Genomic DNA, 22,485 nt, shown 5'->3' with positions numbered 1-22,485 from the left:
CTACTACCCTCTTTTAAACTCACTTAAGCAAATTGCCGTTGCCGTTGCTACGTTAAGACTTTCGGTAGCTTGTGTGATACCAAATCTAGGTATAGCAATACGCTTTGTCACGAGTTCCTCAATACTCGTAGAGATTCCGTTTGCCTCATTACCCATTACAATCACACCCTCTTGCGGCAGTGATGCTGCATAAATATTTTCTCCATCCATAAAGGTTCCAAAAACGGGACGATGCTCACTAGCCAAATATGTATCAATATCTGTATAAATAATCGCTACCCGCGTGAGCGATCCCATTGTGGCTTGCACCACCTTTGGGTTATAACAATCTACAGTAGCCTTTGAGCACACCAGCTGCTTTATCCCAAACCAATCACAAAGACGTATAATAGTGCCTAGGTTACCAGGGTCACGTACATCATCTAGCACAACGGTAAGCCCAGACCTATCTATAGCTATTGCTTCTGGCATTTTAAATGTTGCCACTGCCTTTTGTGCGGTTTTTAAAAAGGTGAGTTTCTTAAGCTCGGCTGGAGTTGCTTCATTTACTTTAGACTGGTCTTGGGGTGATAACGCTTTCGCGAAAGCGGAAACATCTTCGGTATGTAATTCTACAAGCTCTAGTGATGATAAAAGAAGTTCATTTACAACCTTAATACCCTCTGCAACAAAAACACCTTCGCGCTGGCGGTACTTTTTTTGCCCTAAACTCGTTATTCGTTTGATTGTATTTTTGCTTACCACGATTAAGATGTACTTTTGAAAATGATGAAAACGACCTATTGAAAACAACTTGTACAAAAATATCACTATTTCTGGTAGTGGCACTCTTTCTGTTAGGTTGTAACGCAACAAAACGAGTTCCTGCAGATGGTCACCTCCTTACAGAAAACACCATTTATGATGGTGAAGAAAAAGTAAGCGAGACACGCCTTTACAATTACCTGTACCAAAAACCTAACACAAAACTACCCCTCATAGGTACGCCTCTACGGTTATATATTTATAACCTGGCAAGGCCTAATATAGACTCTATACTTGATGCGCAACGTGCTGCAAGTGCAAATAGATATACCTTCTGGGAACGACTACTTTCTGCAAAGCAAGTAGAAGCTGTGCGTAATTTTAAAAAGAATTTTAATAGCGGTATAAAAAAGACTGGTGAAGCTCCAGCCATCGTAACAGAAGCCATTACCGAAAAGTCTGCCCAACGCCTTACTGCTTATTATGTAAACAATGGCTATTTTAATGCCGAGGTGGGCTACGACATTAAAAAAGATAGTAACCAGCGCGCATCTATAGATTATAAAGTAAAGAAGGGTACACCTTACTTTTTAGATAGTATTACCCCTATCATTGCTTCTCCAGTGGCAGATTCTATTTATTATGTACATAAAGACGAGTCTGTACTAAAACCGGGAGAGCGTTATGCCACAGCAAACATAAATACAGAGACACAGCGCCTTACAGAATTATTTAGAAACAATGGCTTATACCATTTTGAGTCTGATTATATACGCCTTGTAGGAGATACTGTAAAAACAAACCATAAGGCAAATCTAGAGTATATAATAGATAACCGTACAGAGACTGTAAATGACTCTACGTATGAGGTTCCTTTTAAAGTGCATAAAGTATCTAGCGTAAACATCATAACAGATTATAATTATGATAATCGTAATAAAACCTTTAATGACTCTCTTGTAAGTGATGGCTTTAATATCTATGCTTATGATAAAATAAATTACAGACCTAAGGCACTTACAGATATTATCCCTCTTAAGCCTGGCGCTATCTACCGCGATGTAGATCGCATACAGAGTTTGAGCAGGTTGAGTAGGCTAGGTACATTTAAGTACCCTAGTATCTCATATACCGAAGACCCTGCAGACAGTACACGATCTGACCTTATAGCAAGCATACGACTCACCCCGCTAGAAAAATATAAGCTTAGGGCAGATTTTGATGTCTCTACCTCAAATATTCAAGACTTTGGGATTGCTGGTTTTGGGTCGCTATTAATTCGTAATATTTTTAGAGGAGCAGAAACACTTGAAATCTCTGGTCGTGGTAGTGTAGGAGCATCTGATGATGCTGCAAATCCAGATGATAGTTTTTTTAATATCTCTGAAATAGGCGCAGATATGCGTCTTACCTTCCCACGTATATTTTTTCCGTTTAATACTAATAAATGGATACCTGCAGAGTGGCAACCTAATACCCGTTTTAATCTAGGTGTAGGCGTACAGCAAAATATAGGGCTGGATAAACAAACAGTGAGCGGTAGTCTCACGTACAACTGGAGCCCCTCTTGGAAAAGATCTTTTAGCGTAGATCTTGTAAATGCTCAATATGTGCGTAACCTCAACCCAGACAACTATTTCAATATATACAGAAATAGTTATGATGATTTAAACAGTATTGCTCAAAACAATCAGGCAGATGTAAATCCTGCATACTTTACTACAGATGCAAGTGGTGAGGTAAACCTCTCAATACCTTTTGGCGCAGAGCAGTTTATAAATGATGTAGATAATGGTAACGCTGGTGATATTTCTCAAAATGATATAAATGATATACAAGCTATAGGCGAGCGACAGGAGCGACTTACAGAAGATAACCTCATTGTATCTCTTAATATCTCCCACACCTACGATAATAGAGAAAACCTTTTTGACGAAACCTTTAGCCGTTTTAGAACAAATATTGAGCTTGCTGGTAATGCCCTAGCCCTTGCAGGTAATATCGCAAATACTAGCAAAAATGAAGATGGTAATAAAAGTCTCTTTGGCGTAGTATACTCACAGTATGTAAAAACAGAACTAGACTACTCTCGTCACTGGGACCTAGGTAATAATAATATTATTGCGGCAAGAGCCTTTGGAGGGATTGCCATTCCTTATGGTAACTCTGGGAGTATTCCTTTTATACGTAGTTTCTTTGGCGGTGGGTCTAATGATAACAGAGCCTGGAGAGCCTATGACCTGGGCCCAGGAAGCAGCGGTAGCCCCAATGAATTTAATGAAGCAAATATGAAACTTGCTTTTAACCTAGAATATAGATTTGACCTCATAGGACCTATAGAAGGTGCGCTCTTTACAGACGCTGGTAATATCTGGAATGTTTTTGATAATGTAGAAGATGAGGCCTCAAGATTTACAGGATTTGAGAGTTTACAAGAGCTAGCATTAGGCTCAGGTTTTGGATTGCGATGGGATTTTGACTTTTTCGCACTCCGCTTTGACATAGGTTTTAAAACATACAACCCAGCCCTTGCAGAGGGTGATAGATGGTTTACCCAGTACAACTTTGCAAATGCTGTCTATAACGTGGGGATTAATTACCCATTTTAATCTTAGATAGATGAGCTTATGTAAAATGATATAGACACACTTTATATCATTGAAATACTTCTAATTATGCTTTCGCGAAAGCGTAATTCTCCTAAAACGTTATCGTAGTAACCCACCTCACAAGAATAATAAACGAGTAATATTCATTACTTTTACTACATAAATTTTAAACTCATACAATGTCGCATTCTATAAAACCAGGTGTTGCCACAGGGCACGAAGTACAAGCAATTTTTAACTATGCAAAGGAAAAAGGTTTTGCCCTTCCTGCTGTAAATGTTATAGGGTCTAACAGTATAAATACTGTGCTAGAAACAGCAGCTTCACTTAACGCTCCTGTCATCATACAGTTTTCTAATGGTGGCGCCCAGTTTAACGCAGGTAAAGGACTTAGTAATGAAAACCAGCAAGCAGCCGTACTAGGAGCAGTAGCTGGAGCAAAGCACGTACACGAGCTTGCAAAGGCATATGGAGCTACAGTTATTTTACACACAGACCACTGTGCAAAAAAGTTACTCCCTTGGATAGATGGTTTACTAGATGCTAGTGAGGCGTACTATAAGGAGCACGGTCACTCACTCTTCAGCTCTCATATGATAGACCTAAGTGAGGAGCCTATAGAAGAGAACATAGAGATTTGTAAAAAGTATCTTGAGCGTATGGCAAAAATGGATATGACCCTTGAGATAGAGTTAGGAATCACAGGTGGTGAAGAAGATGGTGTAGATAATAGCGATGTAGATGACTCAAAATTATATACCCAGCCAGAAGAAGTTGCTTATGCTTATGAAGAATTGAGCAAGGTAAGTGATCAATTTACAATCGCTGCGGCTTTTGGAAACGTACACGGAGTATACAAGCCAGGTAATGTAAAGCTTACACCAAAAATTCTTAAAAACTCACAAGAGTACATTTCAGAAAAGTATGGAAAGGAGCATAATCATATAGATTTTGTTTTTCACGGAGGAAGCGGTTCTACCGTAGAAGAGATACGTGAGGCTATAGGATATGGTACTATAAAGATGAATATAGATACAGATCTTCAGTATGCTACTGCAGAGGGTATACGTGATTATTTTGGAGAAAACGCCGAGTATCTTAAAACTCAAATAGGAAACCCTACTGGTGATGACTCTCCTAACAAGAAATTTTATGACCCACGCGTATGGTTACGCAAGGCAGAAGGAACGATGGGAGCACGTCTTAAAAAGGCTTTTGAAGACCTTAATAATGTAGATACGCTCTAATAATCAACATATTATTACTACATAAAAGGGATGATGTCAAAATTGTTTGATATCATCCCTTTTACGTATTTTTACAGCCTATTATTTTGAAATTTTGAACGCTTACGCGAAAGGTTGATACCATACAATGTCACCTTTGCTAAGAAGAACTAATAATACCCTTAACCAAATTCAAACACCTTATATGGCTTGGTTCAAACGTAAAGAAAAAGGAATACACACTGCAACAGAGGATAAAAAGGATACTCCTAAAGGACTCTGGTATAAATCACCTACTGGTAAAATAGTAGACACAGAAGAGCTAGAAAAAAACTTCTATATCTCACCAGAAGATGGGTACCACGTACGCATAGGGAGTAATGAGTATTTTGAAATTCTCTTTGATGATAATAAATACAAAGAGCTAGACGCAAAACTCACCTCAAAAGATCCTCTCAAATTTGAAGATAAAAAGGCGTATGCAGATAGGCTAGTTGCCGCTCAAGAAAAGACTGGACTTAAAGATGCCGTGCGTACTGCTGTAGGTAAATCTAAAGGCTCAGATCTAGTGATAGCTTGTATGGATTTTAGCTTCATAGGTGGATCTATGGGTAGCGTTGTAGGAGAAAAGATTGCACGTGCTGCAGACTACTCTCTCAAAAATAACATTCCTTTTATGATCATCTCAAAATCTGGTGGTGCTCGTATGATGGAAGCTGCACTATCACTTATGCAACTAGCAAAAACAAGTTCTAAACTTGCTCAACTAGCAGATGCTGGTATACCTTACATATCATTATGTACAGACCCTACCACCGGAGGAACAACTGCCTCATTTGCAATGCTAGGAGACATTAACATCTCAGAGCCAGGAGCACTTATAGGTTTTGCTGGACCTCGTGTGGTACGCGATACTACAGGTAAAGAATTACCAGAAGGTTTCCAGACCGCAGAGTTTGTACAAGAGCACGGTTTCTTAGATTTTATAACACCTAGACAGGAGCTTAAAAATAAAATTAATCTTTACTTAGATCTTATACTAAATAGACCAGTGAGGGCTTAAAATTTTAAAAAGGAGGTGTTTATTACATCTCCTTTTTTTTTAAAATTGCTAATGAAATTTTATGTAAATATCATCTTAATAGTCTGTTTATTCTCTTGCAAGAAACAATACCAATATGATGATTATGATGAAGATGACTTTATCGAAGTTCAAGGAATAATTACATCTGCAGTTCCTGATGGTGATCCTTTTAATAATTCTTCAGTTAAAAATATAAGATATCAATACTATTTAGACCAGAATCCACCACTAATCGGATTTGAAAATATTGATATGTTTGAAGCTCAAAGAGGTTATCCTTTAATTGTTCTAGTACATAAAGAGAATCCAGATATTAGTTTCTATGGAAGGGAAGGTATATTAGATACACTAAATACTAAGGTATCCACTATTTTAAAGAATCATTTTCAAGAAATGCTTAACGAAACAAAATAGTTTTACTTCTTTCTATCTATCACATAATTTACCATAAGCTCTAGGGAGTTACGGTATACAGATTGAGGATAGGTCATAAGTATCTCTAGTGCCTCTTGCTGTAATGCTTTCATTTTTGATATCGCATAATCAAGGCCGCCATTATCTTTTACAAAGGCAATCACTTCTTTTACACGCTTCTTATCTGTGTTCTTATTTTTTATACTATTAATAAGCCAATCCTTCTCTTTTTTTGAAACTGTATTAAGTACATATATAAGCGGTAAGGTCATCTTTTGTTCCTTGATATCAATACCTGTAGGTTTCCCTATTTTTTCAGAACCGTAATCAAAAAGATCATCTTTAATTTGAAAAGCCATCCCTATAAGTTCACCAAACTTATGCATACGCTTTACTTCTTTACCTTTTGCGTGAACGGCTTGAGCTCCCATTGCACAACAAGCCGCAATGAGTGTAGCGGTTTTTTGTCTAATAATCTCGTAGTACAACTCCTCTGTGATATCGAGTTTTCTAGCTTTTTCAATCTGGAGTAGTTCTCCTTCAGAAATTTCGCGTACAGCGACAGAGATAATTTGTAATAAATCTGTGTCACCATTATCTATAGAAAGAAGTAATCCTTTTGAAAATAAAAAATCACCTACTAATACAGCAATCTTATTTTTCCATAAAGCATTGAGTGAAAAGAAACTGCGACGCATATTACTATCGTCTACTACATCATCGTGCACAAGGCTTGCCGTATGTATTAATTCTATAACAGAGGCGCCACGATATGTACGGTCGTTTACCTCACCGCTATTCATCATTTTTGCAGTAAGGAATACAAACATAGGTCGCATTTGCTTACCCTTACGATTTACAATATAATGTGTGATACGGTTAAGAAGCGCCACTTTAGAGCGCATAGAAAGGGCAAACTTTTCTTCAAAAAGCTCCATTTCATAGGCTATGGGTTCTTTAATTTGAGCTACTACTTTCATTATAGTAAAGATACCACTTACAATTAGGATTGTATTTATAAACTTATTGTATTGATAGTGTTAAATTTCCATTAAGAACCTATAATTTTCTGTAACTTAAGCATTGTATTAATAATCCTAATTAAAAAAATATGAAACAAATTACTCTTATTGCCGCTTTTTTAGTGGCCTTTACTATGAATGCTCAAAACACCTTGATTGATGAGGGTTTTGATGATATTACGACCTTAACCGATTATACTGTTTTAAATGTAAGTGACACTCCTAATACGGATATATTTCAAGGTAACGATGCTGTTTTTGAAGCATTTGACGGTGCCAGCACATCTTATTTAGGTATGAATTTTAACGCTACAAGTGGATCAGTTATTGATGTTTACTTTATAACACCAGAGCTAAACCTAAGCAATGGTGATGAATTAACATTTTATACTAGAACTGGTGCAGCTAGTACTTTCCCAGACAGACTAGAAGTGCGTTTAGATCCTGATGGAAGCGGAACTGAACCAACTTCTTCAAGTAATGGTTCTTATACAGACGTACTATTAGAAATAAATCCATCACTTGCAGTGGGAGGATACCCAGAAGATTGGGAACAACAAATTATAACAATGTCCGGTCTTCCAGACGGCGGGGTGATTACTAAAGTTGCATTTAGATACTGGGTTACAGATGGTGGACCAACAGGTAACAATTCAAACTTTATAGGTATTGATCGTCTTACTGTAGACGCAACCCTTTCTACAGAAGAGCTACTAGCTCAAGGCTTAAACGTTTCTGTAGCATCTAAAATTCTTACAATAAGTTCGCAAGAAGAATTAGTAAATGCAAAAATTTTCAATCTCTTAGGGCAAGATGTAAGAACATCTTCACTTAGTGGAAATACAGATACAGTAGATCTCAATGATTTACCTACTGGAGTATATGTGGCTCAAATAAGCAGCGCTACTGCATCTACTTCAATAAAAATTGTAAACAAATAAGTTTATTACTTAGACATAAAAAAAGCGACTCAATTGAGTCGCTTTTTTATTGCTTATTTGCCAGTTGTCCGCAAGCGGCATCTATATCTTTACCTCGTGATCTTCTCACTGTTACTGTGACACCATTTGCTTCAAGTACATCTACATAACGGTCTATAGCTTGAGGGTTTGCTTGTTGAAACTGACCATCATCTATAGGGTTATACTCTATGATATTTACTTTACTAGGCACTGCTTTACAAAAATCTAATAAAGCATCTATATCTATCTGTCTATCATTTATGCCATCCCAAACTACATACTCATAGGTAATGCGCTTTCCAGTTTTTTCATACCAGTAAATAAGTGCTTCTTTGAGATCTGCAAGTGGCATTTGCTCATTAAAGGGCATAATCTCTGTACGCACATCATCTAGCGCAGAGTGCAGCGATACAGCAAGATTAAACTTCACCTCTTCATCTGCCATTTTTTTAATAATCTTAGGCACACCAGAGGTAGAGACTGTAATTCTCTTAGGCGACATACCAAGTCCTTCTGGATCTGTGATCTTATCTATAGCCTTAATCACATTATTATAATTCATTAATGGCTCTCCCATCCCCATAAAAACGATGTTAGACAGTGGTCTATCGTGATATAGCTTACTTTGCCTATCTATCACAACTACTTGATCTACGATCTCATCTGGGTTGAGATTACGCATTCTCTTTAATCTAGCTGTCGCACAAAATTTACAATTAAGACTACAACCTACTTGTGAAGATACACAGGCGGTTGTCCTACTCTTAGTAGGTATTAAAACAGACTCAACCGTAAGACCATCGTGCAGCTTTACAGCGTTCTTTATAGTACCATCACTACTACGTTGCATCTGGTCAACACGTATATGGTTAATCACAAAATGCTCATCTAGCAAGATGCGTGTCTCCTTTGAGATATTAGTCATATCTACAAAGTCGTGCGCCCCTTTTTGCCATAACCACTCATAAACCTGATTACCTCTAAAGGCTTTATCACCTTGGTCTACAAAGAAAGTTCTAAGATCTTCTTTGGTTAATTTACGTATGTCTTTCTTTTCTGTTTTCACGATGCAAAGGTACGGAGTTGTTTGTTGTTTCCCGCACTAGATCTTATAGATACAACCAGGTCACCATACTACACCCATCATAAAATAATAAAACCCTCTATTATGAGGGCTTTATTGTTTTAAATATGATAATCAATACTAAATGAAACTATCTTGAAATGTTCTAAGACTTACTCCCATTTCAAAAGGATAGTTCTGAGATTGTAGCGCACGCTCTAGCGCTCCCAGCACAGCTAGCAAATCATTAGATGATACAGACCCCATATGCCCTACTCTAAAATAAGTTGTCTTAATTTCAGAAAGCAATCCTCCCGCTACGATAACATCATCTGCTACCATATGAGCACGCAGTAATGCTCCATCTATATTTTCTGGATAATAGACCGCTGTTAGTGTATGAGCAGCGATAACATCTTCTATAGGTAAAATAGATAAATTAAGAGAGGTTATTGCAGCTCTAAAGGCTCGAGCAAGCCTTTTATGTCTTTGCACTCTTGCACCTATTCCCTCATCACAAATAATACCTAAGCTTTTCTCTAAGGCCAAAATAAGATTTACAGGCGGCGTGCCAAAATAAGATGGTCTCTCTTCTTGATAAGCAATCATTATAGGTAGCCAATTATTCCAAGAAGCATAATAGTTACCTACGGGTGTTTTTCTATTTTTCCAGACTTCTAGCGCTTTTTGAGAAGCAACAAGCAGTGCAAGCCCCGGCGGTACACCTATGGCTTTTTGAGATCCAGTTAATACCACATCTACTCCCCACTTTTCTTGTAAAATTTCTTCACCTGCTACAGAGCATACCCCGTCAAGTATAGTGAGTACTCCATACTTTTGCGCAAGCTTACATATAGCCTCTGGCGCTACCATAACTCCTGTAGATGTATCTACGTGAGTAAATGTGAGTAATTTATAGGAGCCTTCTTTAAGCGTTTCCTCTATAATATCTAAAGGCACTACTTCACCTATAGGCGCACTAAGAACCGTAGTTTCTGCGCCATAAGTTTCTAGAATATCTTTAAACCGCTCACCAAAATATCCGGTAGAAATGACAAGCGCACTATCTCCTTTCTCAATAAGGTTAGACGCCGCCATATCCATAGCTAGCGTTCCGCTTCCGGCAACTATAAAAGGCTGACCACTAGTTGATTTCCAAACTTCCTTCATCATATCCAGAGCGTTTCCAAAAACGTCTATAAAATTTGGTGCAACGTGACTTGTGGTAGGCACAGCCATTGCTTGCAATACATCTGGTTCAAACTCTATTGGGCCAGGTATCATAAGTAATTTTCTGCTTTTCATAATTTTCAATAATATGTTAAGGCTCTTTTCTGAAGTGAGTAAATCATTACATAAAGATGCTCATTATAATGATACAACTTTTTAGATATACGCTTTCGCGAAAGCGCAATAACACTCCATACAACTATTATACAAATAAGAAATTCCAGCCAGATAGTGTAAACCTATACTTCCTACCAAAGACTATATCTGGACTGAAATTTCTTTAATTTCAAAAAGACGATGTGAGCAAGCATCGCCTTCTTACAACAAATTGAGGTTTACTTACTCTGCGAGCACAGCCTTTTGCTTTGTTACGGGTTCTTTTACAGTAAACTGGTTACTTGTATTATTTGCCCCACCAGCCTTGAGAGCTCTGTCTCCTGCATAAAATGTTTTGTGATCATCTCCCAGATCTGAGCCAGCCATTCTTTGGTGTTTTACACAAGAAACACCTTTGCGTATTTCTTCTCTCTGCACATCTTTTACGTAGGCTAGCATACCTTGATCTCCAAAATAGCCTTCGGTAAGATTATTCATATGCAGCGCAGTGGTGTGATATGTAGGCAATGTAATAAGGTGGTGGAAGATACCAGCCTCTCTTGCACCATCCATCTGGAAGGTTTTAATCTTCTCATCTGCACGGTGTGACAACTCTGTATTATCATACTCTACATCCATAAGATTATTACGGTCATAAGCTGTCATATTCTCTCCTTCTTCTAGCATCTCGTCATAAGCTTGATTACGGAAATTTAGTGTCCAGTTAAATGACGGTGAGTTGTTGTATACCAGTTTTGCATTAGGCATTACCGCTCTCACTCTGTTAACCATATGAGCGATTTGCTTTACATTAGGTGTAGGGGTTTCTATCCATAAAAGATCTGCTCCATTTTGTAAACTCGTAATACAATCTAGTACTACACGATCTATATTTGTTCCGTTTTTGAATTTATACAGTCCGTTAGGTAGTCTTACTGGACGTACAATTTTACCATCGCGTTTTAGCAGCACATCATCTTCTTTTGCAGTAGCAATATCTATCTCTTCTGCCTCTACAAAAGCAAGATATTGCGATGCAAGATCTCCTGGCTCCTGACTTACCGGTAGCTTTTGAGTAAGACCAGCCCCCTCAGAATCTGTTCTTGCTACAATAACACCTTGCTCTACTCCTAGTTCTAAAAAGGCATAGCGTAGTGCATTAATTTTTGCAATAAAATCTTCGTGCGGTACGGTTACCTTTCCATCTTGGTGCCCACACTGCTTAGCGTCAGACACTTGATTTTCTATTTGAAGAGCACAAGCACCTGCCTCTATCATTTTTTTTGCAAGAAGGTATGTTGCCTCTTCATTACCAAAACCTGCATCAATATCTGCAATGATAGGCACAACGTGCGTCTCATAATTATCTATTTGATCCTGCACATCTTCACCAGCATCTAGACGACGAAATAGATCGTTGAGCTCTACAGCATCTGCCTGGCGTAAAAAAGTGTAAATCTCTTCTATTAACTTAGGCACGGCAGTTTTTTCGTGCATAGATTGATCTGGCAACGGCCCTAGTTCCGAACGTAAAGCGGCAACCATCCATCCAGAAAGATATAAGTATTTTTTATTTGTAGTGCCGTGATGCTTTTTTACAGCAATCATTTTTTGCTGCGCCACAAATCCGTGCCAGCAACCTAGCGATTGCGTATAATTCATAGGGTTTGCATCATATTCTTCCATATCCTTACGCATAATAGCTGCAGTGTATCTTGCGATATCAAGACCGGTTTTAAATCTATTTTGCACCGACATACGAGCCGTGTTTTCTGGGCTTATAGAACTCCACGAGTTTCCGTGCTTTGCTTTAAGTGTACGAATAACTTCAAGGGCTGAATTATAATTTGACATAGTAATTAGTATTAAGAGATTATTTTATTTAAAAGCCTGTAAGGCTATTCTATATAGATTGTATTTATAAATACGTGTATGCTGGTGTAGTTAAAAATTCTTCAAAATCTTCTGATAAGACGAGATCATTAAAGAGATTAAAAGCATTTTCAAATTGGGTTGCCTCTATCTTATCTGCACCCACCTGTGTTATTATTTTTTCTACCTCTTCATCAAAAAGCATTGTGTACAGATCTTTAGTAAGCATATTTCCACCCTCTAAGACGGCTTTATTTTTAAGCCAGTGCCAGATTTGAGTTCTTGAGATTTCGGCTGTAGCAGCATCTTCCATAAGGTGATAGAGTGCGACTGCTCCCTGGCCACTGAGCCAAGCATTGAGATACAGAATACCTACGTTGATATTTTTACGAACCCCGTCCTCTGTAACCGTACCTTCTGGAATAGCTATAAGATCATTTGCCGTGACGGTTACATCATCTCTTGTGACTTCCATCTGGTTAGGTGCTGGCATATATGCATTAAACTCATCTATCGCAACTTGCACTAGTGCTGGGTGTGCTACCCAGGTACCATCGTGTCCATTTTTTACCTCACGCTCTTTGTCCTTTCTTACTTTTTCTAAAGCTGCCTTATTTGCCTGAGGGTTATTTTTTATAGGCACTTGTGCTGCCATACCGCCTATGGCTAAGATTTTCCTTTTGTGACAGCGTTGTATAACAAGTTTTGAATAGGCATCCATAAATGGTGCGGTCATCCCTACCTGGTCACGATTAGGCACTAAGAAGTCTGGATCATTTCTAAACTTCTTGATGTATGAAAATATATAATCCCAACGCCCACAGTTAAGACCTACGATGTGGTCTTTTAATTCATAAATAATTTCATCTAGCTGGTGACTTGCTGTAATAGTTTCTATAAGTACTGTACATTTTATAGTACCTAAAGGCAACTGCAGGTACTCTTGTGCAAACTCAAATACATCATTCCAGAGTCTTGCCTCTAGATAGTGCTCCAACTTTGCCAGATAGAAATAAGGCGCTGTGTTATTTTGTAAAAGTTGGGAAACGTTTGTAAAAAAGTATAATCCAAAATCTACCAGTGAACCCGATACTTCTACATTATCTATAAGTAAATGCTTCTCATTGAGATGCCATCCTCTAGGTCTTACTAGTAAAGTGGCAATCTCATCATTAAGTGTATATTTTTTATCCTTAGTAGGGTGATGATATGTTATCGTTTTATTTACAGCATCACGAAGATTAATCTGACCTTCCATCACATTCTGCCAGCTAGGTGCGGTACTATCTTCTAGATCTGCCATAAAAGTTCTTGCTCCAGAGTTGAGCGCATTTATAACCATTTTACGATCTGTAGGCCCAGTAATCTCCACTCTTCTGTCTTGCAAATCGTGAGGAATCTCTCCTGCAACCCACTCCCCCTCTCTAATATCTCTTGTCTCTGTTGGGAATGAAGGTTTCTCACCTTGATCAAACAATAGCTGCTGTTGCTCTCTTGCTTGTAGTAATTCTAACCGTCTGGAATTAAACCGTTCGTGAAGGGCTTTAATAAAGTCTAAAGCCTCATCTGTTAATATCTCTGAGTAATAGCTTTTAACATTACGGTTAAAACTTATTGCATACTGGTTTATTTCTGGTGCCATCTATTGCTGTTTTAAATTCTACACCACAATGTTAAAAAAAATACTTTGATAAAAAAAGCGAACGTTCGCTAAAAATATATTTTCACTAAAATTAAGTATTCGCAAAAAGCCTTATATTTGTGTATATGGATGAAGAAGATATCAAACTAATTTTTGGGCTTAAGCTACGCCAGATAAGGACTGACAAAAACCTATCTCTTTTTGGATTATCAAAATTAACCGGACTATCAAAGTCATATTTAAATGAAATTGAACACGGAAAAAAATATCCAAAACCTGATAAAATATTTACGCTTTCGGAAAAATTAGACATTCCGTACGATCAAATGGTGTCTTTAAAACTGGATAAAAACCTCGCTCCTATAGGTGAAATCTTAAAATCAAAGATTCTTAAAGAGATTCCTCTAGAGCTTTTTGGTATAAAAGAAAGTGATCTCATAGATATTGTATCTAATGCGCCGGCAAAAGTCAACGCATTTATAAGTACTATCATAGAAATTGCACAGCATTACAACTTTGGGAGGGAAAGCTTTTTTCTTGCCTCTGTGCGCTCATATCAAGAAGCAAATAACAACTACTTTGATAACATCGAGCAAAAGGTACTCGACTTTGTAAAATCGTATCAAATAAACATAGGGCAAAGTATCTCATCAAACGAGCTAGAGGAAATCCTCATAGAAGAATACAACTACTCCATAAAAAATGATGAACTCGATAAACACAAAGATCTAGACAACTTACGATCTGTTTTTATACCTAAATCACGCACACTACTAGTCGCAAATGATATAGACGAGTCACAGCGAACCTTTATTTATGCAAAGGAAATAGCCTATAACTATCTAAAGATCAAAGAAAGGCTATATACCTTCCCGTGGATACTATTTGAAACTTTTGACCAGGTACTTAATAATTTTTATGCCTCTTACTTTGCAGGAGCATTAATAATACCTCGTAAAAACCTTACGGCAAAAATTAAAGATATTTTTAAGGAACCTATTTTTCATAAAGATTCTTTTGAGCACATCACAAATGAATTTAACGCATCACCAGAGTCTTTTTACCAAAGGCTTACTAATATTCTACCTAAGGAGTTTAATATCAAAAACTTGTTTTTCTTGCGGTTTACACACAAGCTTAATGACACAAAATTTCACCTCACAAAAGAGCTACATCTAGCGCACCAGCACGCGCCACGAGCAAATGAGAGTGATGAACATTACTGCAGGAGATGGGTGTCTTTACAGGTGCTCAAAGATTTATCTAAGAGTAATGAGAATAGTAAGTTTGACTTACAAATATCTAACTATGAGAATGAGGGCGTACAGTATCTAGTGCTCTCTACTGCAACAAAAGATCCTTTTAAAGAGAACAAGTTTAGAAGCATTAGTATAGGGCTACTCATAAATAAACAACTTGAGCGTAAAATAAAACTTCTCAATGACCCAAATATACCTACTCGTAACGTAGGGGTTACTTGTGAACGTTGTGCCATTACAGATTGTGAAGTGAGACAAGCTCCTCCAAAGGTTTTAAATCGAACTTCAAAGAATAAAAAAATAGCCGCTATTGTAGAGCAGCTTAATGATATATATTAATCACACTAAAAGATACAAACCGACTATACCTACTAGCCCCGATTGTAATGTAAATCCCGCAGTTGCCTGGCGTAGCCGGCACGAGGAATTGCAATGTAAAGCGGGATACTACCTATATAAGTACACCATAAGATAGTGCTACAAACAAAAAAAGCCCAAACTTTACAGTCTGGGCTTTTGTACATTATAGCAATGTATTAGATAATTAACATTGCATCTCCATAAGAGTAGAATTTGTATTTTTCTTTTACTGCCTCATCATAAGCACGCTTCATAAAATCGTGACCTGCAAAGGCAGACACCATCATAAGTAATGTAGACTTAGGCGTGTGGAAGTTTGTAATCATACAGTTTGCAATACTAAAGTCATATGGTGGGAATATAAATTTATTAGTCCAACCACTAAACTCGTTAAGTGTACCGCTACTAGATACAGCACTTTCCATCACGCGCATTGCGGTAGTACCTACGGCACACACACGACGCTTTTCTGAAATAGCTTTATTTATAATCTCTGTGGCTGGCTTACGTATGTATGCTTCCTCACTATCCATTTTGTGCTTTGAGAGGTCCTCTACCTCTACCGCGCTAAATGTACCAAGACCTACGTGTAATGTAACCTCAGCAAAATCAATACCTTTAATTTCTAAACGCTTTAATAGGTGTTTTGAGAAGTGTAGTCCTGCGGTAGGTGCTGCTACGGCTCCTTCTTCTTTTGCATAGATAGTCTGGTAGCGCTCCTCATCTTCTGGCTCTACCTCACGATTTATGTATTTTGGTAATGGTGTTTCTCCTAGTGAAGTAAGTTTTTTTCTAAACTCTTCATAAGACCCATCATATAAGAAACGTAACGTACGGCCACGTGATGTTGTGTTATCTATTACCTCTGCAACTAGACTCTCATCATCACCAAAGTATAACTTATTACCTATACGTATTTTACGTGCTGGATCTACAAGTACATCCCACAGTCGTGTCTCAGAGTTTAACTCTCTAAGTAAGAATACCTCGATACGTGCTCCTGTCTTCTCTTTATTACCGTATAAACGTGCCGGAAAAACCTTTGTATTATTAAGTACCATAACATCTTCTGGCTCAAAATAATCTATAAGATCTTTAAACATCTTATGCTCGATGGTTTGCTCCTTGCGATTAAGGACCATTAATCTAGACTCGTCCCTGTTTTCGGCAGGGTGCTCTGCTAGTAATTCTGCTGGTAAATTAAAGTCAAAGTGTGATAACTTCATAAAGGGTTCTGGTTTTTGTTTTGTAGGCGAGTTGCCGCACATATTGCGCTACCTCGCAAGACGGCAAATATACAATCTCGAGATAGGGGTTGTCAAGTCTTTAGCCAATTATCTCTTGACCAAAGCCTAAAACTTCTAGATCTGTCCAAAAATCTGGGTATGATTTTGACACAACACCAGCATCTTCTATAAGTAACGGTACTTGTAAAGCAAGCGGAGCAAAGGCCATTGCCATACGGTGATCGTGATATGTCGCTATGGTAATATTCTCATTTACAGTAGCTTTTTGAGGCAATAACGTAAGATCTTGGTCTGTAACCATAATACTACCTCCTAGCTTTGTAATTTCCTCACGCAAGGCCTCAAGTCTATCTGTCTCTTTTATTTTAAGTGTATGTAAGCCTGTAAGATGACATCCTACGCCTAGACCTAAACAGCTTACCGCTATAGTTTGTGCAATGTCTGGTGAGTTTGCAAGATCTAAGGTTATCGTTTCTGGCAACTCAAAATCTTGATTAAGCGAGAGTGTGAGCTTATCTCCTGCAAAACTAGAAACCACGCCCAGTTGCTTGTATATTTCTCTAAGAGCAGCATCTCCTTGAAGACTGCTTTCTTTATAACTAGCTATGGTAATGGTGTGTGGGGTGTTAAAATTACGCTTTCGCGAAAGCGCAACAATACTATAAAAATACGACGCACTACTCCAGTCTGACTCGACCGTTATCTCTCTAGCTACCGCTGAAGTTCTACCCGGTTTTATCACTATTTTTTGCCCCTCAAAGGTAGCCTCTATATCAAGCTGATGTAATAACGCAAGCGTCATATTTATGTAAGGAACCGAGGTAATCTTTCCATCAAGATGTATGGTAAGGCCGCTATCTAGCTTTGCTCCCATCATCATAAGTGCAGAGATATACTGGCTGCTCACATTTGCCTTGAGTGTTACCTCATCGCGCTGTAATGTTTTCCCTTTTATTTGTAATGGTGGGTACCCTTCATTGTGAGTAAATGTGATTTGAGCTCCCAGCTCTTGAAGCGCCTCAACCAGTATTGCCATAGGGCGTTCTTGCATACGAGCACTACCGGTAAGGAGTGTATCTCTCCCTTCTTGAATAGAAAAATAGGCCGTAAGAAAACGCATAGCAGTACCCGCGTGATGTATGTCTACCACCTCATCACTAGATGATAGTGCCTTTTGCATAACTTGGGCATCATCGCTATTTGATATATTTTTTAATGTAATACCATCAAAGAGTGCTTGTAAAATAAGTAGCCTGTTAGTCTCGCTTTTAGAACCTGTAATCTGTATATCGCCGCTGCAATGTGCCGCTGTATGGTGAACTTTTAAAAGCATAGCTTACTTTAATTTTTCATTGTTGTGATGACGGTCGTGATCACGTTTTGTTTTTATGTCGAGCTTCTTATCAAATGCTTCTTGTAAATCTACACCTGTCTGGTTTGCTAGGCATAGTACCACAAACATTACATCTGCAAGCTCCTCACCTAGGTCTTTACCTTTATCACTTTCTTTCTCACTTTGCTCTCCATAGCGGCGTGCAATGATTCTGGCTACCTCTCCTACTTCTTCGGTAAGTTGAGCCATATTAGTGAGTTCATTAAAGTATCGCACACCGTGAGTCTTTATCCAGTCGTCTACAGCCTGCTGAGCGTTTGAGATATTCATAATTTATTTTTTTACCAAAACTATGGTTTCTTTTTCCTTTTCTGCTCTTAGGCTGAAAAATTTACGCAATTCGCCATAAAAATCGATAGGTACAACACTTTCTTTAATTGTAAACCTAGAAACTACTTGAATGACATTATCTACTACGTTTATGCTATATAAGTAGCTTCCTATATTTTCTGGCATTGCGATTCTCATCATCTCTGGAATAGTTTGCACTTTATAACCATCTGGAATACTAATGTTAATCATATGCGAACTTACTTTAGGATAACCAAAATCAATAGGGTATAAGCGTTCTTCATTTTTAAATGGATTAGTTTGCTTACCATACATAAGTAAAGGTGACAGATAAATTTTATCTCCTACTTCCTCAATATCAAACTCATTTGTAAACTCATAGTCCCAAACACTTTGATGAGCAATGGTATCAACACTTTTTCTTGTAAGATTTTCTATCTCGTAATTACCATCATCAATATTTGTAAACTTTAAAAACTTTTCGGTTGAGACATCTTTTAGCGTCTCTTGACTATCTGACGCATAATGACCATTAAGTCTATACTTTACATTACCTGTAAGAACCAAGTCTTCGTCAATTTGTGCCGTAACCAGTGTACTTGATTTTGAAACGCTTTGAAATTTAAGATCTACCCATTCATAACTCTTATCTTCTTTAATAAGGATACCGCGCCAATTTACCATTGGTTTAGGGAGCATATTATAATTTGCTTTATTACTTGCAGCGTCTAGCAATTTAAGATTACCGTCAAGATACACACCTGCAAGCACGTAGTTAAAAACATCTGAACTTGGAGTTATAGGCAAACCATTACGCTTAGAAGACACTAGGACTGGAGCAGCAGTAAAACCTATACTTTTTAAGACGGAAATCAAAAGCATATTGATGTCTGCCCCATCACCTTCTGGATTTTTGTAGGCAAATCTAGCAGATTCATTATCAGGCCAAATACCGTAATAGCCGTTCCATTTTTTATGGGATTTAATAAAATTATATAATAATTCTACCTGCTTCTCCTTATCTGTCACACCTTTAATGACTTGAGCCACGTCATCCTTATAAGTTTTTACAGGCTTGTACCCATTTATAAAACTTGTTCGGCTTACGAGACTCTCAACATATTTATCAAACGTATTATACTTCTTGTTGTATACAGCACCAGTAGTACTTATTTCTAACTTAGACCTATACTGATTGATGTCAAAAACATATTTCTCATTTTTTAAAGGAGCTATATTTGTTTTAGACAGATACGTGGTTTCATTACTCTTTGTGATAGTAAGATCTAATAAAGCTCTAGGGTTCTGAAGTATATCATAATGATATCTTGACGCATTACGGATAGATATATTTATTTTCTTTACGGGAATAGAAAACTGCAAGGGTATATCATTAAAAGTGCCTCTTGTGGCTTTATAAACATATTCAAAAATGGAACCCTCTCGTATTTGAGGCATTGTAAATGATTCTAACTTTTTGATTTTTTCACCCTTGTCATTTCCTGCTAAAGAAATTCTTTTACTGAGTTGAGTTATAGCAATCTTTCCATCTACGAGATTGTAAGTTTGTCCAGATATTTTTTCAATATTTTGGTGAGGAAAATCTACCGTCGCATAATCATAGCCCTCTTTATTAAAAATCTTAACTCGCTCTTTTACTATTACGTAACCACCTACCTCAACCTCTACATTTCTTTCTAAAATAATTGCTACAGCATCTGGAAATAACTCATCTTTAGTGAGGCTTAACATCTCTTCTGTGACCTCTTCAAAAAGGTCTATTTGTCCATAAGTCTGGAAGGAGAAACCTAAAATAATTAAGACTCTAGCAGTAAATAGAATATGATTTGACAATTGGTTAATCATTATAATGTATATAAGATTTTGAGGTTAGTCTACCTTTCTTAGGGTTGTAGTTTTTTCAAATCCTATCACATAGCACGAAAGAACCAAAAACTTCAATATGGTATCTATCCTTTTATTAAGACTATAGTTTCTTTTTCTTTATTTACAATTTGGGCAAAGAATTTCTTTATTTCATTATACATCTCTGCATCAATTAGAGTCGTATTAATAGATAAAGATCTTACTACCTGAACACTTGTACCCGTTGCGCTACTACATTTAAATCTATAAACTCCCATATTACCAGGTAAATTAATTTCTATAGCTTCTGGCAAAGAGGCTATAGCATACCCGACAGGCAAGTTTAAGGTTACTACATTTTCAATTTGTTTAGGGTAACTAAAGTCTATGGTATAAGAACGCTTTTCTAGAGTAAAAGGATTTTCAGTAGCACTCAAAAACAGCTGTGGCAAAATGTACAACTTATCCCCTATAATCTCACTGGTATCATCTTCAAAAGCAAACGACACGGTACTGGACTTAGGTAAGGTTCCAAATTTAAACTGTGGATTTGTTATGAGGTCCGATTCAAACTCTTTTGCTAGAATTTTTTCTCTAGTACTCGCAGCAGCAGGCTTGTATATATTTACAAAACTCAATGCCAGATTATTAGAATAACTAGCTCTCAATTTACCGGTTGCTATACCCTCTGTATTTACAGAAGCTATCACCATCGTTTTTTGAGAGGAAAATTTCTTAGCAAATAGTGGAATTCCTTTAGATGTTCCGTTTTGTTTTACAAGCCGCCCTTCCCAGTTCATAATTCGCTCTGGTAATAGACCTGGTATTGCATTTTTTTCTGTGGCATCCATAACTAACCACTCATTATCTTTTACAACTGCGGCGAGTACATAATTAAACCCGTTTACAGTAGGATAGAGAGGCACTCCATTACTTTTTGTACTTGCCATAACTGGAGAACTATTAAGTCCTACTTTCTTGAGTAGAGCAACAAGAAGCACATTTATTTCATAAGATGAACCGCTACCATCCTTAAAAGCTTTTCTCAGGTCAGGAGTGTCATAGTTGTACTCCTTCTCATCCCAAGTCATTTTGTTTTGTATAAATCTATAAACAGCTTCTATAAGCTCTACTTGATTACTGTGCTTAGATTTAAGAGCTTGAGCACTTTCATCTAAAAAATTAGTGCTCTCTAGATTATCGCTTAGTTCCAACTGCTCATAGTAATAGTCTGCAACCTGATCCCAAGTTTTGGCTCTATTTACTTTATTACCTTTACTCATTTCTACAGCTCCTAGTTCCCATAGTACTGCACTTCTAAAGTTTTCAATATTATTTGTAAACTCCTCTTCTATAATAGGAGAGACATTTGAAAATTCAAACTCACTAATATTTTCTTTAAATCTTATGTTTGCAAAATCTGTACGCTGAGTTCTTCCACCAAAAGGGTTTTTATCTTCTGTAGAGAAGTTTTCGGTTCTTCCGCCCACTGATAATTTTGGAACAATCTGAATATCTCCTTTTACATAAACATTATAATCAAAGAATTGTGGAATAGCAATTTTCGCATAAGCGTGCAACACAGGGATGTCTTCTTGAACATTTAAATCTTTAATATGCCAATAGGTAGATTCTACACGATATGAATACTCAATAATATCCCCAACCTTAACATTTGGGATTACTATTACTTTTTCGTCTAACCATTTATTGAGCTTATTGTCTATAACCTCGCTACGAGACATTTTAGTTCGCTCTACTCCGGCGCTCGACTTTGAATAGGAATAGGCCTCAATTCTATCTATTTTTTCTTCTTGCCTTCCCTGATGTTGTAATACAACTTTATGGGTACCATATTCCAAACCTTCGGTATTATTTATCTTTATTACATTATGAATTGTTGTAAAAAGCGTCCATCCATCTAGGTTATCTCGATATTCAAAATTTGTATCTCTATATTTTTCAAGAAAGACCGCTGGCGCTTCTAGTTGCTCTTCTGTGAGAGTTTTTTCAAACCAATCTTGATCTATCTTACCAGACTTAAATTCTTGTGCATTAGTTTGAAAAAAACATATGAGCACTATTACAGTTAGAGTGTATTTCAT

18 protein-coding genes are annotated in these 22,485 nt (G+C 37.3%); 7 read left to right on the top strand and 11 right to left on the bottom strand.

Annotation, left to right across the window (positions count from 1 at the left end; all coding sequences use genetic code 11):
* Positions 1-3: 3 nt before the first annotated feature.
* Positions 4-744: an RNA methyltransferase gene (locus tag ABVM49_RS08230; RefSeq protein ID WP_405203666.1), complete on the bottom strand. Its 741-nt coding sequence runs from the start codon at positions 742-744 to the stop codon at positions 4-6.
* Between the two features lie 77 nt (positions 745-821).
* Here ABVM49_RS08230 and ABVM49_RS08225 point away from each other — a divergent pair, with 77 nt between their 5' ends.
* The 4 genes from ABVM49_RS08225 (at position 822) to ABVM49_RS08210 (ending at position 6,077) form a co-directional block, all read left to right on the top strand.
* A complete protein-coding gene (locus ABVM49_RS08225; RefSeq protein ID WP_405201463.1) occupies positions 822-3,353 on the top strand; it encodes a BamA/TamA family outer membrane protein in 2,532 nt (843 codons plus the stop codon).
* A 179-nt stretch (positions 3,354-3,532) separates the two neighbouring features.
* A complete protein-coding gene (gene fbaA / locus ABVM49_RS08220) occupies positions 3,533-4,600 on the top strand; it encodes a class II fructose-bisphosphate aldolase (protein ID WP_021778358.1) in 1,068 nt (355 codons plus the stop codon).
* Positions 4,601-4,784: 184 nt separating this feature from the next.
* Positions 4,785-5,642, top strand: a complete 858-nt coding sequence (gene accD / locus ABVM49_RS08215; RefSeq protein WP_035325293.1) for an acetyl-CoA carboxylase, carboxyltransferase subunit beta — start codon at positions 4,785-4,787, stop codon at positions 5,640-5,642.
* 51 nt (positions 5,643-5,693) lie between these two features.
* Entirely contained in the window at positions 5,694-6,077 is a 384-nt protein-coding gene (locus tag ABVM49_RS08210; RefSeq protein WP_405201462.1) for a hypothetical protein, read from the top strand.
* Positions 6,078-6,079: 2 nt separating this feature from the next.
* Here the strand turns inward: ABVM49_RS08210 and ABVM49_RS08205 are convergent, their stop codons facing one another.
* Complete coding sequence (locus ABVM49_RS08205) at positions 6,080-7,057, bottom strand: polyprenyl synthetase family protein (protein WP_405201461.1); 978 nt, start codon at positions 7,055-7,057, stop codon at positions 6,080-6,082.
* A 131-nt stretch (positions 7,058-7,188) separates the two neighbouring features.
* Here ABVM49_RS08205 and ABVM49_RS08200 point away from each other — a divergent pair, with 131 nt between their 5' ends.
* On the top strand, positions 7,189-8,040 hold the full coding sequence (locus tag ABVM49_RS08200; RefSeq protein ID WP_405201460.1) for a choice-of-anchor J domain-containing protein: 852 nt from the start codon (positions 7,189-7,191) through the stop codon (positions 8,038-8,040).
* 46 nt (positions 8,041-8,086) lie between these two features.
* On the opposite strand, the gene rlmN is transcribed toward ABVM49_RS08200, so the two are convergent.
* Both rlmN and ABVM49_RS08190 read right to left on the bottom strand, forming a co-directional pair.
* Positions 8,087-9,127: a 23S rRNA (adenine(2503)-C(2))-methyltransferase RlmN gene (gene rlmN / locus ABVM49_RS08195; RefSeq protein ID WP_298347811.1), complete on the bottom strand. Its 1,041-nt coding sequence runs from the start codon at positions 9,125-9,127 to the stop codon at positions 8,087-8,089.
* Positions 9,128-9,265: 138 nt separating this feature from the next.
* On the bottom strand, positions 9,266-10,429 hold the full coding sequence (locus tag ABVM49_RS08190) for a pyridoxal-phosphate-dependent aminotransferase family protein (protein WP_405201459.1): 1,164 nt from the start codon (positions 10,427-10,429) through the stop codon (positions 9,266-9,268).
* A 56-nt stretch (positions 10,430-10,485) separates the two neighbouring features.
* Here ABVM49_RS08190 and ABVM49_RS08185 point away from each other — a divergent pair, with 56 nt between their 5' ends.
* Positions 10,486-10,638: a hypothetical protein gene (locus ABVM49_RS08185; protein WP_405201458.1), complete on the top strand. Its 153-nt coding sequence runs from the start codon at positions 10,486-10,488 to the stop codon at positions 10,636-10,638.
* Positions 10,639-10,693: 55 nt separating this feature from the next.
* Here ABVM49_RS08185 and ABVM49_RS08180 read toward each other — a convergent pair whose 3' ends face one another.
* Both ABVM49_RS08180 and aceB read right to left on the bottom strand, forming a co-directional pair.
* A complete protein-coding gene (locus ABVM49_RS08180; protein WP_299149782.1) occupies positions 10,694-12,304 on the bottom strand; it encodes an isocitrate lyase in 1,611 nt (536 codons plus the stop codon).
* Between the two features lie 64 nt (positions 12,305-12,368).
* Positions 12,369-13,964 carry a malate synthase A gene (gene aceB / locus ABVM49_RS08175; RefSeq protein WP_405201457.1) on the bottom strand — a complete coding sequence of 532 codons (1,596 nt, stop codon included), beginning with the start codon at positions 13,962-13,964 and terminating at the stop codon, positions 12,369-12,371.
* A gap of 125 nt (positions 13,965-14,089) precedes the next feature.
* On the opposite strand from aceB, the gene ABVM49_RS08170 reads away from it, so the two are divergent.
* Positions 14,090-15,562 (top strand): helix-turn-helix domain-containing protein, encoded by a 1,473-nt coding sequence (locus ABVM49_RS08170; protein ID WP_405201456.1) that lies wholly within the window; start codon positions 14,090-14,092, stop codon positions 15,560-15,562.
* 197 nt (positions 15,563-15,759) lie between these two features.
* Here ABVM49_RS08170 and queA read toward each other — a convergent pair whose 3' ends face one another.
* From queA to ABVM49_RS08145, 5 genes are all read right to left on the bottom strand, one after another.
* Positions 15,760-16,809 carry a tRNA preQ1(34) S-adenosylmethionine ribosyltransferase-isomerase QueA gene (queA, locus tag ABVM49_RS08165; protein ID WP_405201455.1) on the bottom strand — a complete coding sequence of 350 codons (1,050 nt, stop codon included), beginning with the start codon at positions 16,807-16,809 and terminating at the stop codon, positions 15,760-15,762.
* 100 nt (positions 16,810-16,909) lie between these two features.
* Entirely contained in the window at positions 16,910-18,163 is a 1,254-nt protein-coding gene (locus tag ABVM49_RS08160; RefSeq protein ID WP_405201454.1) for a 3-phosphoshikimate 1-carboxyvinyltransferase, read from the bottom strand.
* Positions 18,164-18,166: 3 nt separating this feature from the next.
* Positions 18,167-18,493: a nucleotide pyrophosphohydrolase gene (locus tag ABVM49_RS08155; protein ID WP_021778348.1), complete on the bottom strand. Its 327-nt coding sequence runs from the start codon at positions 18,491-18,493 to the stop codon at positions 18,167-18,169.
* 3 nt (positions 18,494-18,496) lie between these two features.
* A complete protein-coding gene (locus tag ABVM49_RS08150) occupies positions 18,497-20,380 on the bottom strand; it encodes a hypothetical protein (protein ID WP_405201453.1) in 1,884 nt (627 codons plus the stop codon).
* 104 nt (positions 20,381-20,484) lie between these two features.
* Entirely contained in the window at positions 20,485-22,485 is a 2,001-nt protein-coding gene (locus tag ABVM49_RS08145) for a DUF3857 domain-containing protein (RefSeq protein WP_405201452.1), read from the bottom strand.

The organism is Dokdonia sp. LLG6352-1, from assembly GCF_045055815.1.
Classification (GTDB): Bacteria; Bacteroidota; Bacteroidia; order Flavobacteriales; family Flavobacteriaceae; genus Dokdonia; species Dokdonia donghaensis.
The sequence above is the reverse complement of the archived record's forward strand: the minus strand, read 5'-3'. Positions and strand labels throughout refer to the sequence as shown.

Excerpts from the sequence above, each read along its gene's own strand:
- ABVM49_RS08210 (WP_405201462.1), top strand. The coding sequence starts at position 5,694 with ATGAAATTTTATGTAAATATCATCTTAATAGTCTGTTTATTCTCTTGC.
- ABVM49_RS08170 (WP_405201456.1), top strand. The coding sequence starts at position 14,090 with ATGGATGAAGAAGATATCAAACTAATTTTTGGGCTTAAGCTACGCCAG.
- ABVM49_RS08145 (WP_405201452.1), bottom strand. The coding sequence starts at position 22,485 with ATGAAATACACTCTAACTGTAATAGTGCTCATATGTTTTTTTCAAACT.
- ABVM49_RS08155 (WP_021778348.1), bottom strand. The coding sequence starts at position 18,493 with ATGAATATCTCAAACGCTCAGCAGGCTGTAGACGACTGGATAAAGACT.
- ABVM49_RS08205 (WP_405201461.1), bottom strand. The coding sequence starts at position 7,057 with ATGAAAGTAGTAGCTCAAATTAAAGAACCCATAGCCTATGAAATGGAG.
- fbaA (WP_021778358.1), top strand. The coding sequence starts at position 3,533 with ATGTCGCATTCTATAAAACCAGGTGTTGCCACAGGGCACGAAGTACAA.
- ABVM49_RS08190 (WP_405201459.1), bottom strand. The coding sequence starts at position 10,429 with ATGAAAAGCAGAAAATTACTTATGATACCTGGCCCAATAGAGTTTGAA.
- aceB (WP_405201457.1), bottom strand. The coding sequence starts at position 13,964 with ATGGCACCAGAAATAAACCAGTATGCAATAAGTTTTAACCGTAATGTT.
- ABVM49_RS08150 (WP_405201453.1), bottom strand. The coding sequence starts at position 20,380 with ATGATTAACCAATTGTCAAATCATATTCTATTTACTGCTAGAGTCTTA.
- ABVM49_RS08160 (WP_405201454.1), bottom strand. The coding sequence starts at position 18,163 with ATGCTTTTAAAAGTTCACCATACAGCGGCACATTGCAGCGGCGATATA.
- queA (WP_405201455.1), bottom strand. The coding sequence starts at position 16,809 with ATGAAGTTATCACACTTTGACTTTAATTTACCAGCAGAATTACTAGCA.
- accD (WP_035325293.1), top strand. The coding sequence starts at position 4,785 with ATGGCTTGGTTCAAACGTAAAGAAAAAGGAATACACACTGCAACAGAG.
- ABVM49_RS08200 (WP_405201460.1), top strand. The coding sequence starts at position 7,189 with ATGAAACAAATTACTCTTATTGCCGCTTTTTTAGTGGCCTTTACTATG.
- ABVM49_RS08180 (WP_299149782.1), bottom strand. The coding sequence starts at position 12,304 with ATGTCAAATTATAATTCAGCCCTTGAAGTTATTCGTACACTTAAAGCA.
- ABVM49_RS08185 (WP_405201458.1), top strand. The coding sequence starts at position 10,486 with ATGCTCATTATAATGATACAACTTTTTAGATATACGCTTTCGCGAAAG.